The sequence below is a fragment of the Gordonia sp. SMJS1 genome, assembly GCF_029866425.1.
Classification (GTDB): domain Bacteria; phylum Actinomycetota; class Actinomycetes; order Mycobacteriales; family Mycobacteriaceae; genus Gordonia; species Gordonia hongkongensis.
Genome location: NZ_CP123381.1, coordinates 4321172 through 4333401, shown reverse-complemented (window position 1 = coordinate 4333401; position 12230 = coordinate 4321172). Strand labels below are relative to the sequence as shown.

The 12230-nt window shown below is 68.7% G+C and carries 11 protein-coding genes and 1 riboswitch; of the genes, 7 read left to right on the top strand and 4 right to left on the bottom strand.

Annotated elements, in window-relative coordinates:
• Nucleotides 1-945: an ERCC4 domain-containing protein gene (locus tag QAD21_RS19640; protein ID WP_280360129.1), complete on the bottom strand. Its 945-nt coding sequence runs from the start codon at nt 943-945 to the stop codon at nt 1-3.
• Nucleotides 946-1006: 61 nt separating this feature from the next.
• Nucleotides 1007-2083, bottom strand: a complete 1077-nt coding sequence (locus tag QAD21_RS19635; protein WP_280361806.1) for an isochorismate synthase — start codon at nt 2081-2083, stop codon at nt 1007-1009.
• 107 nt (nt 2084-2190) lie between these two features.
• Nucleotides 2191-2304, top strand: a riboswitch (SAM riboswitch).
• Nucleotides 2305-2323: 19 nt separating this feature from the next.
• On the opposite strand from QAD21_RS19635, the gene QAD21_RS19630 reads away from it, so the two are divergent.
• Both QAD21_RS19630 and QAD21_RS19625 read left to right on the top strand, forming a co-directional pair.
• Nucleotides 2324-3250 (top strand): aminotransferase class V-fold PLP-dependent enzyme, encoded by a 927-nt coding sequence (locus QAD21_RS19630; protein WP_277243067.1) that lies wholly within the window; start codon nt 2324-2326, stop codon nt 3248-3250.
• Complete coding sequence (locus QAD21_RS19625; RefSeq protein ID WP_068971131.1) at nt 3247-3747, top strand: hypothetical protein; 501 nt, start codon at nt 3247-3249, stop codon at nt 3745-3747. Before QAD21_RS19630 ends, QAD21_RS19625 begins: the two co-directional genes overlap by 4 nt.
• A 162-nt stretch (nt 3748-3909) precedes the next feature.
• On the opposite strand, the gene QAD21_RS19620 is transcribed toward QAD21_RS19625, so the two are convergent.
• A complete protein-coding gene (locus QAD21_RS19620; protein WP_058249886.1) occupies nt 3910-4422 on the bottom strand; it encodes an inorganic diphosphatase in 513 nt (170 codons plus the stop codon).
• A 164-nt stretch (nt 4423-4586) separates the two neighbouring features.
• Here QAD21_RS19620 and dacB point away from each other — a divergent pair, with 164 nt between their 5' ends.
• From dacB to tilS, 3 genes are read left to right on the top strand one after another with little or no spacing between them, the layout of a single operon-like run.
• On the top strand, nt 4587-5990 hold the full coding sequence (gene dacB / locus QAD21_RS19615; protein WP_247450129.1) for a D-alanyl-D-alanine carboxypeptidase/D-alanyl-D-alanine-endopeptidase: 1404 nt from the start codon (nt 4587-4589) through the stop codon (nt 5988-5990).
• Nucleotides 5987-7102, top strand: coding sequence for a zinc-dependent metalloprotease (locus tag QAD21_RS19610; RefSeq protein ID WP_137809952.1), 1116 nt, complete (start codon nt 5987-5989; stop codon nt 7100-7102). Before dacB ends, QAD21_RS19610 begins: the two co-directional genes overlap by 4 nt.
• Complete coding sequence (tilS, locus tag QAD21_RS19605) at nt 7081-8031, top strand: tRNA lysidine(34) synthetase TilS (protein WP_171011630.1); 951 nt, start codon at nt 7081-7083, stop codon at nt 8029-8031. Before QAD21_RS19610 ends, tilS begins: the two co-directional genes overlap by 22 nt.
• 27 nt (nt 8032-8058) lie before the next feature.
• Here tilS and QAD21_RS19600 read toward each other — a convergent pair whose 3' ends face one another.
• Nucleotides 8059-8766, bottom strand: coding sequence for a glycine zipper family protein (locus QAD21_RS19600; RefSeq protein WP_137809950.1), 708 nt, complete (start codon nt 8764-8766; stop codon nt 8059-8061).
• A 334-nt stretch (nt 8767-9100) separates the two neighbouring features.
• Here QAD21_RS19600 and hpt point away from each other — a divergent pair, with 334 nt between their 5' ends.
• Together hpt and ftsH are read left to right on the top strand one after the other, a co-directional pair.
• Nucleotides 9101-9664 carry a hypoxanthine phosphoribosyltransferase gene (gene hpt, locus QAD21_RS19595; protein WP_137809949.1) on the top strand — a complete coding sequence of 188 codons (564 nt, stop codon included), beginning with the start codon at nt 9101-9103 and terminating at the stop codon, nt 9662-9664.
• A gap of 171 nt (nt 9665-9835) precedes the next feature.
• Nucleotides 9836-12223, top strand: coding sequence for an ATP-dependent zinc metalloprotease FtsH (gene ftsH, locus QAD21_RS19590; RefSeq protein WP_280360121.1), 2388 nt, complete (start codon nt 9836-9838; stop codon nt 12221-12223).
• Nucleotides 12224-12230: the final 7 nt, after the last annotated feature.

Here is a 12230-nt window from a genome sequence, read left to right as displayed (position 1 = left end):
TCAGCCGTTGCGACGATCCCAGGCCGCGCGCACCGGAGCGGGGATACGGCCCCTCGCGGGCACCTCGAGTCCCTCGGCCCGAGCCCAAGACCTGATCTCCGATGGTGTCGCGGGCGGCCCCTGCATGCTGTGCACAATGGTCTCGCTGCCGGCGGTGAGTCGCCATTCGTGTAGCGCGGCACCGAGCCAGCGGTAGGTCCATTCCTCGGCGAGTTTGCGGTTGTCGCAAAAGACGATCGGCACGGTCGGAAACCGGACCTGCGCCTCGGCGACCGCCTCGGCCAGCGCGGCGCCGCTGACGTATTCGCGCGTGAACACCTTGCTGTATGAGGCTTCGACGACCACCGCGGCGCGTCGGAGTCCCGCGAGACCTGCCAACTGGTAGGTGAGAGTTCCCTTCATGAGACCGTTGCCGAGGTCGTCGATCGACTTGCGTTCGACGGCGGCGATCACCTGGTCGTCCTCGACGATCGCGTAATCGCCGGCATCGAGGCGGTGTCGAGTGGTGGTCGCCTGTTGATGACCGAAGGAGTAGGCGTACTTCTCGCCTGTGTCGACGACGATCTCGAGCGCCTGGCCGTGTGCCCGAGCCTTGGGAAGCGTGACGTTTGGACGCGCCTGCTTGGTGGTTTTGCGCGTCTGCCAGAAGATCATCTCGCGTCCGCGAGCCCGCGTGACGACGAACTGTGACCGATTCTCGCGAGCGCGGTCGAGCACCAGATCGATCGCCGCCCCGCGCCGCGTCACCGAACGTACTGCGAGTCGTTCGACGATCTGCGGTGTGGTCGGCCACTCCTCAGCGCGGTGGCAGTAGACCTTGCTGGTCCGCGGCCACGTCTCTCTCACCTTGAGGACAATGCCGTCGCTGCCGAGCGGGATACGTGCGAGAAAGGGCAGCGAGGAGCCCTCTTCCGGGTTTCGGGCGATGATCAGATCGTCGGGCATCGAAGGTCAGCGTAACGGGCTGCGGTCGCCTGCGGTCGTGTTCGACCCCGAACCATCTCTGCTAATCGAGGCTGTCGATTCCCAACGCGTTCAGGACCGTCCGCAGCTTGAACGCCGTCTCCTCGAGTTCGCCCTGCGGGTCGGAGTGTTCGACGATACCGCCGCCGGCCCACGTCCGGAGGCTGCGACGATCGGCCTCGAGTTCGAGGCACCGGATGGTGACCATCCACTCCCCGTCGCCGGCGGCGTCGCACCAGCCGACCGCCCCCGCATAGAAGCCGCGCTCACCCTCGACCTCGCGGATGATCTGCGCAGCAACATCACTCGGCGTGCCGCAGACCGCCGGGGTGGGGCCGAGCAGGAGTGCGAGATCGAGCGCAGTGGTCGCCGGGTCCCGAAGCCGCGCGCGGATCGGGGTGGCCAGATGCCAGACCTCCCCGGTCGACTGCAATTGCGGGGTCGACGGCGCGTCGACGTCGTCGCAGAGGTGTCCCAGCCGGTCTCGCAGGTGGTCGACGACGAAGGCGTGCTCGGCGAGATCCTTCGCCGAGGAGAACAATCCGTCGGCAGCGGCGCGGTCGACGACCGGGTCGGGTGACCGCGGCGCCGATCCCGCGTACGGGTGGCAGGTGACGACGGAACCCGACTTGCGCAGCAGCACTTCGGGACTCGCGCCCAACAGCCACGAACCCGAGCCGGTGGCCGCGCCGAGATCGACAATGAATGCGTTGTGTCCGGCATTGCCGCCCGCCAATGCGTCGAGAAGTCGCAGAGGCTCGACCTCGGCGTCGAGCACGATGTCGACGCTGCGGGCGAGGACAACCTTGCCGACGTCGCCGGCGACGATCCGCTTCACCGCGTGCGCGACCCGTTCGCGGTGCTCGTCGGCCGTGGGGTACAGGGTCGTCGACACCGGCGTGCGCGTCAGTGGCGGCCCGCCCGCCAGCGGCGCCGCGTCGACGTGCAGGACTTCGGGCACCACCAGCGCGGCGGGGTCGGCGAGGTCGAAGGGGATCGCGCCGGTCAGACCGTCGACGGTCCCGGCGCGCAGGGCGGCCGAGGCGGCGTCGACGTCGGTGAACGCACGGACCGCGCCCATGCCCCGCACGGTGCCGTGCGGGCGGGACAACACGAACACATCAGTCGCTGACACCCCTGACACGCTACAGGTAAGTGTGCCCTAACTTCCGATCACGTTGAGTGAAAATTGACACGTCCGCGCGAGATCGACGACCCTTGGTCGTAGGTCATGAGTGCCAGTGACAAGCCCCGGCTCGCTGGTCGGCAACCCTCCTTCGCGGTGGGGTGCTCCGGGTGACGACCCGGCCGCGTACCGACCGGACGCGGCAAGCGCGAATTGTCTGAGGAGTTTCCTGCCGTGACCGCTGTCCTGTCCGCACCCGCCGGTCGCCTGTCGCCCGCAGTCGACGTCCGCTTCGACGCCGCCCGGGAATCGGTGCGGCAGTTCGTCCGTGCGCGGGTCGACGACACCGTCGTCTTCACCCGCGATGCCGCCGTTGCCCTCGACCTCGCGGCGCGCATCACTCCCGGCGACGTCGTCGTCCTCGACGTCGGGCAGGGCGCCGACCTGCTGCGGTGGTGCTCACCACGGCAGGGGCGCGACCGGGCGCGGTTCGTCCCGGCCTGCGAGACCATCGAGGACACCTTGGTCGCGCTGGAGACCGAGCTCGCCTCGGCGCCGGCATCGCTCCTGGTCGTGACCGCGGTATCGGACATCACCGGCGAGGTGCTGCCGATCGGCCGGCTCGCCTCGCTCGCGCACCGGTCCGGGGCCCGCATCCTGGTCGACGCCGCGCAACTCGTCGGGCACCGGCCCGTCTCCGTCGTCAGCCACGGCATCGACTACCTGGCGTTCGGTGAACCAGGTCGTAGGACGGATGGCGCCGGCGTTCTCATCGGTCGTCGTGACTGGTTCGACGCCGCCGATGTCGATGCCTCGCCGGACGCCGACGGCGTTCCCGGGGCGATCGCGGTCGCCGAGGCGTGTCGGGTGCTCGCCGATCTCGGACCCGAGACGATCGGCCTGCATGAACGCCGCCTCGCCGAACGTCTCGACGCCGGCCTGGCCGCGATCGGCGGCTTCACGCCGCTGCGGATCTTCACCGATTCCACCGACCGCGCGGGAGTCGCGGGCTACACCGTCGACGGCCTCGCACCGCCGGCCGACACGGTGCGCGCGAGTTTCGGAGCGGGCACCACCGTCGACGACATCGACCGGATTCTCGATGCATTCCGGGCGCGAACCGAACAGACCGACCGAACTCGACCAGGGGTGAATAGATGACCATCGAACTCGACGCACGTGCTGACCGCGGCACCGTGATCGCCGCACCGACTGCCACCCCGACGGCCCCGATCAGCATCGGACGTCCGGGATTCCAGATCGCGCTCGCGGGAGACGATCTCGCACAGACGTTTCCGATCGTCGTGCGGCGGGAGACCCTCCGCGAGGCGCAGCGCGCCCGCTCCCTGCTCCGGGCCGGCAGCCACGATCAGGCCAATTTCGTGGTCGCACTCGAGGTGGAGGTGGCCGTCGCGCCGGACGCCGCGTCGGCGCGCACGGCCGCTGCTGCGGCGGTGAACGCGTCGTCGGAGACGAGTTCGGGGACCATCCGCTACATCGGGACGACACACGGACTGATCACGCTGGTCCGCGACATCTACGCAGCCGAGGTCGCCGACGCCGTGATCCTCATCCCGATCGACGGCGCGGCCACCGAACGCCGCATCCGCGAACAGATCCTGCCGGTGCTCGCCGAGCAGCGGTACCGCGTGGCCTGACCCACTGCTGGTTGAGCCGGCACCGAGCGTAGCCGCCGGGCCGAGCAAGCGACGAAGGAGCGCGTCGAGGTCGAGGCGCCGAGTCGAAGCTACCTGGTGACCAGACAAGACCGCCGACACCATCTCGGATGATGGTGCCGGCGGTCTCGTGTGTGGGAGAGATCAGCCGCGCGAGGGCTCGTTGGCCGCGTCGGGGTGCGCAGCGAGGCGATCGATGGCCTCCTGTGCGATCTTCTCGGCCTGGTCGCGGCCGACCCATCCGCCCGGGTCGACCTCCTTGCCCGGCTCGAGGTCCTTGTAGTGCTCGAAGAAGTGGGCGATGGGTCCCAGCTCGTATTCGGACACGTCGGAGATGTCCTTGATGTGGTCCCAACGCACGTCCTTGGCCGGGACGCAGAGGAGCTTGTCGTCGCCACCGGCCTCGTCGGTCATGGTGTACATGCCGACGACCCGTGCCCGCACGATGATGCCCGGGAACACCGACTCGGGGAGCAGGACCATCGCGTCGAGCGGGTCGCCGTCCTCACCGAGGGTGCCGTCGATGTAGCCGTAGTCGGCCGGGTAGCCCATCGAGGTGTACAGGTAGCGGTCGAGGTAGACCTTGCCCGTCTCGTGGTCGACCTCGTACTTGTTGCGGCCACCTTTGGGGATCTCGATGGTCACATCGAATTCCACAGTTCCTCCTGGCAGTCTTGATCGGGGATGCCGCGTCGGGCCGAAACGCCCGCACGCTGCCCCAACGATACTGTTGGTCCGGCGACCTCGATGTTCGTACCCCTCGTTGTGCGTATGTCCGGGCCGTTCCATCGACCGTCAACCGCGAGAGACCCGGAGGCTTTGTGGGCGCATCCACCCGAAACGGCGGTCGTTCCGGTCGGAGACTTCTGTGGTGGACGATCACCGCGGTGGTGATCCTGGCCCTCGTCGCGACGGCCTCGGTGGTCATCGCGCTCCGGCTCGACCGGGAACCCGAACTGCCGCCGGGGGTTCCCCCGCAGCCCGCCGCGATCGCCGTCGACCCCCGGATCGACCCGGTGGTCGCCTCCGCGCCGGAGCCCACGCCGAGCGGTGTGTCGCGGGCCATCGCGCCGGCACTGCGGAATCCGGCGCTCGGCGAACTCACCGGCATGATCAGCGACTCGCTGACCGGCGCGGTCCTGTGGACCAGCAACCCCGAGCGTCCGCGGATCCCCGCGTCGAACGCCAAGGTCCTCTCGGCCGCGGCCGTCCTCGAAGCCGTGCCGCACGATCAGCGACTGACCACGACGGTGGTGGCCGGCAGCAACGGGCAGATCATCCTCCGAGGGGCGGGTGACCCGACCCTGTCCGCACAGCCCGCCGGCACCGACACCTTCTACACCGACCCCGGTCGCATCGCCGACCTCGCGCGGCAGATCGAGGACACCGAGATCCCGGTGACGTCGGTGGCCGTCGACCTGAGCGCGTTCTCGGGTCCGACGATGGACACCACCTGGGACCGCCGGGACATCCAGGGTGGCGACATCGCGCCGATCGAATCGCTGATGGTCGACGGCGCCCGGCTCGAACCGCTCGACGAGTACTCGCCGCGCACCGCGGAACCGGGCATCATGGCCGGCGAGGCGCTGGCCGCGGCTCTCGGCGTGGAGGGTCCCGTCACGGAGGTGACCGGTTCCGGCGCAGCCGCATCGGGGAACGACCGCGTCATCGCGAAGGTCCAGTCGGCGCCGCTGGTCACCCGGGTCAACGACATGCTGCGCTACAGCGACAACGTGCTCGCCGAGACCCTGGCCATCGAACTGTCGGTGCACCGGGGCGGGCCGCCCACGCACGCCGGCGGCGTGGAGGCGATCGAACAAGTCCTGTCGTCGATGTTCCCGGACCAGTGGGCGGGCACCACCCTGCACGATGCGTCGGGGATCTCCTACGCCAACCGCACCACGCCGGAACTGCTCGACGCCGTGATGACGGCCGCCAGCGGGCCCAGCCGGCCGGCGCTGCGCCCGATGCTCGACGGGCTGCCGATCGCCGGTGGCACCGGTACGCTCGCGGACCGGTTCGACGCCCCGGGCAACCCGGGCGCGGGCTGGGCACGCGCCAAGACCGGAACACTCACCGGGGTCAGTTCGTTGACCGGCATAGTGCAGACAGTCGACGGCCGCGTGCTGTCGTTCGCCCTGATGTCCGGCGGCACCTCGCCGGCGGACGCGCGACCCGCCCTCGACGCCGTGGTGGGTCAACTGAGAGAGTGCGGGTGCCGATGACCACTTCAGGAACCGCCGGGTCGGACGTCACCGACGCCGGGACCACAGAGGTCGCCGAGACCGCCGACCGTCAACCGGGCATCGGGTCGCAGATCGACTGGTCGCTCGCGGCGTCAACCGCGAAACGTCTCGCCCGTCCCGGTCCCAAGACCACGGCCTACACCTACGAGGCGGCCCGTGCGGAACTGGCCGACGCCGCGACCCGGGCCGAAGCCCCGGTCCGTGAGGTCACCGGGCTCGCCGACGGCCTGCGCGTACCGACCACCCGGGTCCTCGACCGGGCCGGGTGGATCGACGCCGCGTCCCGGTCGATGCGCTCGATGCTCGGCTCCGACGAGTCGATCGATGCGGGATCGCCCGGACTCGGGGCCCGATTCGGCGGCCTCCAGGCCGGCGGGTTGCTCGCCTTCCTCTCCACCGCGATCCTCGGCCAGTACGACCCGTTCACGCCCGACCCGGAGACCGGCGAACCGGGTGTGCTGATGGTGGTGACGCCGAACATCATCAACGTCGAACGTCAGCTCAAGGTGATCCCGTCGGACTTCCGCCTGTGGGTGTGCCTGCACGAGGTCACCCACCGGGTGCAGTTCTCGGCCAACCCGTGGCTGCGCGACTACATGCAGGACAACGTGGCCGTGCTGACCTCCGACGCCGGCGAGTCGACCACCGAGATCGTCACGCGGATGACCAAGGCGCTCAAGGGTTCCGACGGTCCGCGCGAAAAGGGTGTGATCGGGGCGATGCAACTGCTGCAGAGCCCGGAGCAGCACGCCGCCTTCCAACGCATGATGGTCCTGGGCACGCTGCTCGAGGGTCACGCCGACCATGTCATGGACGCCGTGGGTCCGGCGCATGTGCCGTCGGTGGCGAGCATCCGAGCCGCGTTCGACAAACGACGCACCGCTCCCCAGAACCCGGTCCAGCGACTCATCCGGGCGCTCATCGGGATGGACGCCAAGCTCGCGCAGTACATCCGCGGCAAGGCCTTCGTCGACGTGGTGGTCGAGGCCGTCGGGATGGAGCGGTTCAACGTCGTGTGGACCTCGCCGGACACGATGCCGCTGCCGAGCGAGATCGACGACCCGCAGGCATGGATTCAGCGGGTCTTGTGAGACGGGCGGTCGCGGAGTTCGCGGCCGCTCATCTCTCGGGGCCGCAGGTCTGTGTGGGCCTCTCCGGCGGACCGGACTCGCTCGCGCTGACCGCAGCCGCCGTCGGCGCCGGTCTGGACGTCACCGCGCTGATCGTCGACCACGGACTGCAGCCGGACTCCGCACAGGTCGCCGCGACGGCGGGAGAGGTGGCAGGGGGTCTGGGCGCCCGCGTCCGGGTGCTACCGGTGCGCGTCGGGCGCCGTGGCGGCCTCGAGGCCGGTGCGCGCGACGCCAGGTATGCGGCGCTCGACGAGGCCCGTGCGGATCGTCCCGTCCTGCTCGGCCACACCGCCGACGACCAGGCCGAGACCGTGCTGCTCGGGTTGGCCCGCGGGTCCGGGTCCCGCTCGATCGCGGGTATGCGTGCGTGGAACGACCCCTGGGCCCGGCCGTTGCTCGGCGTCCGCCGGCGGCAGACGCTGGCGGCCTGCACCGAACTCGGTCTCGCGCCCCATCGCGATCCGCACAACGACGATCCGCGGTTCACCCGTGTCCGACTGCGAACCGAGGTGCTGCCGCTGCTGGAGGAGGTTCTGCACGGCGGGGTCGTCGACGCGCTGGGTCGCACCGCCGAGGGCCTGCGGGCCGACAACGACGCGCTGGACGAGTGGGCGGCCGGTGTCCTCGCCGGGGCCGGCCGAGACGAGGGGCTGGCGATCGCGCCGCTGCTCGCCGTGCCGCTCGCGGTCCGGACGCGTGTCCTGCGAGCCTGGCTGCTCGGCGTCGGCGCCACCGAACCGACGCACCGCGTCATCTCGGCCGTCGACGATCTGATGGCGACCACCGGGAACGCCCGGTCGCAGGTGGCCATCGGCGGCGACCCCGAAGCACGACGCGTCGTGGTACGTGCCGGGGAAACACTGACGGTCCGCCTCACCGCGAGGTGAGACGGACCGTCGTGTGGTTACTGGCGATCAGCGACGCGGCGGGGTGAACGGCGAGTTGATCGTCTGGAAGTAGTGGATGCCGGCACCGATGAGCGTGCCGCCGCCGGCTAGGGCGAGGCCGGCAAGTGCTCCGGCGGCGGTGCCGAACGGGATCGCTATCGGGCATCCGATTCCAAATCCAGCGAGCGCGCCCGTGAAGCAGCCGAGCGCGCCGCCGATGATTCCGCCGACGACGGTTCCCACCAATGTTCCGATGGACGTGCCAGCAGAAAGCTGGGACCGGAATCGGTCGAGTGCCTGGTCGTCACGTTCCTGGCGCGTTTGCGGCGCCGCGACATTGTGTCGGGCCACCCCGCGTAATTGATCGACCGCGGTCGGATTGAGTGCCGTCGAACGTGCGACCTCACGGGACGGAATGAGGGTCACCTTGTTTCCCGTGGTCCGCGTGTCGATCGGGAACTGCCGATACTCGCTGCGATACATGAGCGGCATGCGGAAGAGTTCCGCGCCGGCGGTGTCCCGGATCGTCAGATTTCCGTTCTCCGTGCTGACCGATGCGTTGTGCACCGTGAGAGTGAGGGCCGAGGCATTCCACGACGCGTCGTAGGTCGGAGCCGCGGCCCGCTGAGGTGCAGCTTCGGCGGTCGCGGCGAAGACGGTGACGACCGCGGTGACCAGGCAGAGAATTGCGCTGAAACGTATTTTGCGCAGGGGAGAACGCGAAGTGGGGAACACGAGCGCTCCTTCTTGTCCGCACGGGACAGGGCGTGAGAAGGGGAGGGGAATTCAGAGGTCTGTTGCTCAGCACTCTGTTTCCGAGAATGTCAGACGCTTGATTTACTTCGAAACGCAACCACTCGGAATGGTGCCGGTGTGATGAGTTGTTATGGGACCGTTATGCACATAGCAATTCCGCGAAATGTCGGTGTGAAAGGTCAACAATGATTTGAGCAGGCATTTCTCGATAAAACCGCAGGTCGATGCTCGATCATTTCTCCGACCGACGGTCGCGGCCCTCGGTGCAACCCCCGTTCGCCGCGGTATCGGCAAAACATGACAAGCTGGGACCGTGCAGTTTGCCGATCCGTATGCCGCTGACATCGACGCTGTCCTGATCACCGAGGAAGAGATCAAACAGCGCACCGCCGAACTCGCCCAGTCCGTGGCGTCGCGCTATGCCGACATCGAGGAGGATCTGGTCCTCATCGGTGTCCTCAAGGGCGCGATCATGTTCATGACGGACTTCGCCCGGTCGCTGCCGATCCCGTCGCAGATGGAGTTCATGGCGGTGTCGAGTTACGGATCGTCGACCTCGTCCTCGGGTGTGGTCCGCATCCTCAAGGACCTCGACCGCGACATCGAGGGACGCGACGTCCTGATCGTCGAGGACATCATCGACTCCGGTCTGACGCTGTCCTGGCTCATGAAGAATCTCGCCACACGGTCGCCACGCAGCCTGGAGGTGTGCGCCCTGCTGCGCAAGCCCGAGGCCGTGCGGTCCCCGGTCCGCGTCGCCGATGTCGGATTCGACATCCCCAACGAGTTCGTCGTCGGGTACGGCCTCGACTACGCGGAGCGATACCGCGACCTGCCCTACATCGGACGACTGAAGCCGTCGGTGTACACGCACTGATCCATCGCCGGCGCATGACGCGCCGCCCGCGTGTCCGACCTGCGAGGGAACGGTTTCACCAGCGCGATCGTTGACCGGTAGCCTCAATGTGTACGTCGACGGGAAGGACATGGGAACGGCGTCGGCACCGGGACTCGATCCCGTGAGCCCGCACGACCCCCACCAACTGGCATGAACCGTAAGACAGTCTTCCGCAACCTCGCCATCCTGGCGCTCATCCTGCTCGCCCTGTGGGGCTGGAGCGTGATGAGCGACTCCGGTCGGGAGTACCGCGGCGTCGACACCTCTGTCGCACTGCAGCAACTCAACGACAAGAACACCAAGTTCATCAGCATCGACGACCGCGAGCAGCAGCTGCGCATCGAGCTGAACACCCCGATCAAGGTCAACGACGCCGACGCCGACAAGATCAGCGCCAAGTACCCGGCGCAGGCGGGGGACCAGGTCTTCGAGGCCGTCCAGGGCACCGGCGCCCCGTACACGACCAACGTCAACGAGCAGTCCGTCCTGTGGCAGATCCTCATCTTCGTGCTGCCGATGATCCTGCTGTTCGGTCTGTTCTTCTTCGTGATGAGCCGTATGCAGGGCGGTGGCCGCGGCGGCGTGATGGGCTTCGGCAAGTCGAAGGCCAAGCAGCTCACCAAGGACATGCCGAAGACGACCTTCGCCGACGTCGCGGGCGCCGACGAGGCCGTCGAAGAGCTCTACGAGATCAAGGACTTCCTGCAGAACCCGACGCGGTATCAGGCGCTGGGCGCCAAGATCCCGCGCGGTGTGCTGCTCTTCGGCCCTCCCGGAACCGGCAAGACGCTGCTGGCCCGCGCGGTGGCCGGCGAGGCGGGCGTCCCGTTCTTCACGATCTCCGGTTCGGACTTCGTCGAGATGTTCGTCGGCGTCGGCGCGTCACGCGTGCGTGACCTGTTCGAGCAGGCCAAGAACAACAGTCCGTGCATCATCTTCGTCGACGAGATCGACGCCGTCGGCCGACAGCGCGGCGCGGGTCTCGGCGGTGGCCACGACGAGCGTGAGCAGACGCTCAACCAGCTCCTCGTCGAGATGGACGGGTTCGGCGACCGCTCGGGCATCATCCTGATCGCGGCCACCAACCGCCCCGACATCCTCGATCCGGCTCTGCTGCGCCCCGGCCGATTCGACCGGCAGATCCCGGTCGGCAACCCCGACATGGCGGGTCGCCGGGCGATCCTGAAGGTGCACGCCAAGGGCAAGCCGATCGACGCCGACGCCGATCTCGACGGCCTCGCCAAGCGCACGCCGGGTATGTCCGGCGCCGACCTGGCCAACGTCGTCAACGAGGCGGCGCTGCTCACCGCACGGGAGAACAAGCAGACGATCACCGCCGAGGCCCTCGAAGAGGCGGTCGACCGGGTCATCGGCGGTCCGCGCCGCAAGTCCCGGATCATCAGCGAACACGAGCGCAAGGTCGTGGCCTACCACGAGGGCGGCCATACCCTCGCCGCCTGGGCGATGCCCGACCTCGACCCGATCTACAAGGTCACGATCCTGGCGCGCGGGCGTACCGGCGGCCACGCGCTCGCCGTCCCCGAGCAGGACAAGGACCTGATGACCCGCTCGGAGATGATCGCGCGGCTGGTGATGGCGATGGGCGGCCGTGCCGCCGAGGAACTGGTGTTCCACGAGCCGACGACCGGCGCGTCGTCGGACATCGACCAGGCGACGAAGATCGCGCGTGCGATGGTCACCGAATACGGCATGAGTTCGAAGTTGGGCGCGGTGCGCTACGGCCAGGACCAGGGCGATCCGTTCCTCGGCCGGTCCATGGGCTCGCACACCGACTACTCCGCGGAAATCGCGAGCGAGATCGACGACGAGGTGCGCCGGCTCATCGAGGCCGCGCACACCGAGGCGTGGGCCATCCTGACCGAGTACCGGGACACCCTGGACGTGCTCGCGACGCAGCTCCTCGAGAAGGAGACGCTGACCCGCAAGGACCTCGAGAAGATCTTCGCCGACGTCGACAAGCGTCCGCGGATCACCGCGTTCAACGACTTCGGCGAACGCACTCCGAGTGACAAACCGCCGGTGAAGACGCCGGGAGAGCTGGCGATCGAACGCGGTGAGCCGTGGCCGCCACCGGAGCAGGCCAAGATCCCCGAGCCGGTGGGTGCCGGTTATCCCGGTGGGCCGCAGGTCCCCGGCCAGGTGCCGAACTACCCGCCGATGTATCCCGAGCCGGGTGGTCCGACACCCCCGACGCAGGGCAATCCGGAACCGCGGTACCCCGACCACGGATATCCGCCGGCCGATCCCGGCCCCCACTATCCGAATCCCCAGTATCCGAACCCCCAGTATCCGAACCCGAACTACCCCAACCCGCAGTATCCGGACCCGGGCAACGGCCGGACGGCACCCGGGTCGGGTGGGCCGTACGGGGGCGGCACGCGCCCGGATTACGGCGCGCCGCGCGATTGGTCCGCACCCGGTTGGCCGCCCGAGCCCGACCCGCGGTCGGGCCGCAACGGCGACACGAACGGCTGGGGTCATCGCGCCGGTGACGACGACTCGCGTCCGAGTTCGTAAAGTGGCC

Coding starts and splice junctions, on each gene's coding strand:
- ftsH (WP_280360121.1), top strand. CDS start 9,836: ATGAACCGTAAGACAGTCTTCCGCAACCTCGCCATCCTGGCGCTCATC.
- QAD21_RS19625 (WP_068971131.1), top strand. CDS start 3,247: ATGACCATCGAACTCGACGCACGTGCTGACCGCGGCACCGTGATCGCC.
- QAD21_RS19610 (WP_137809952.1), top strand. CDS start 5,987: ATGACCACTTCAGGAACCGCCGGGTCGGACGTCACCGACGCCGGGACC.
- tilS (WP_171011630.1), top strand. CDS start 7,081: ATGGATTCAGCGGGTCTTGTGAGACGGGCGGTCGCGGAGTTCGCGGCC.
- QAD21_RS19640 (WP_280360129.1), bottom strand. CDS start 945: ATGCCCGACGATCTGATCATCGCCCGAAACCCGGAAGAGGGCTCCTCG.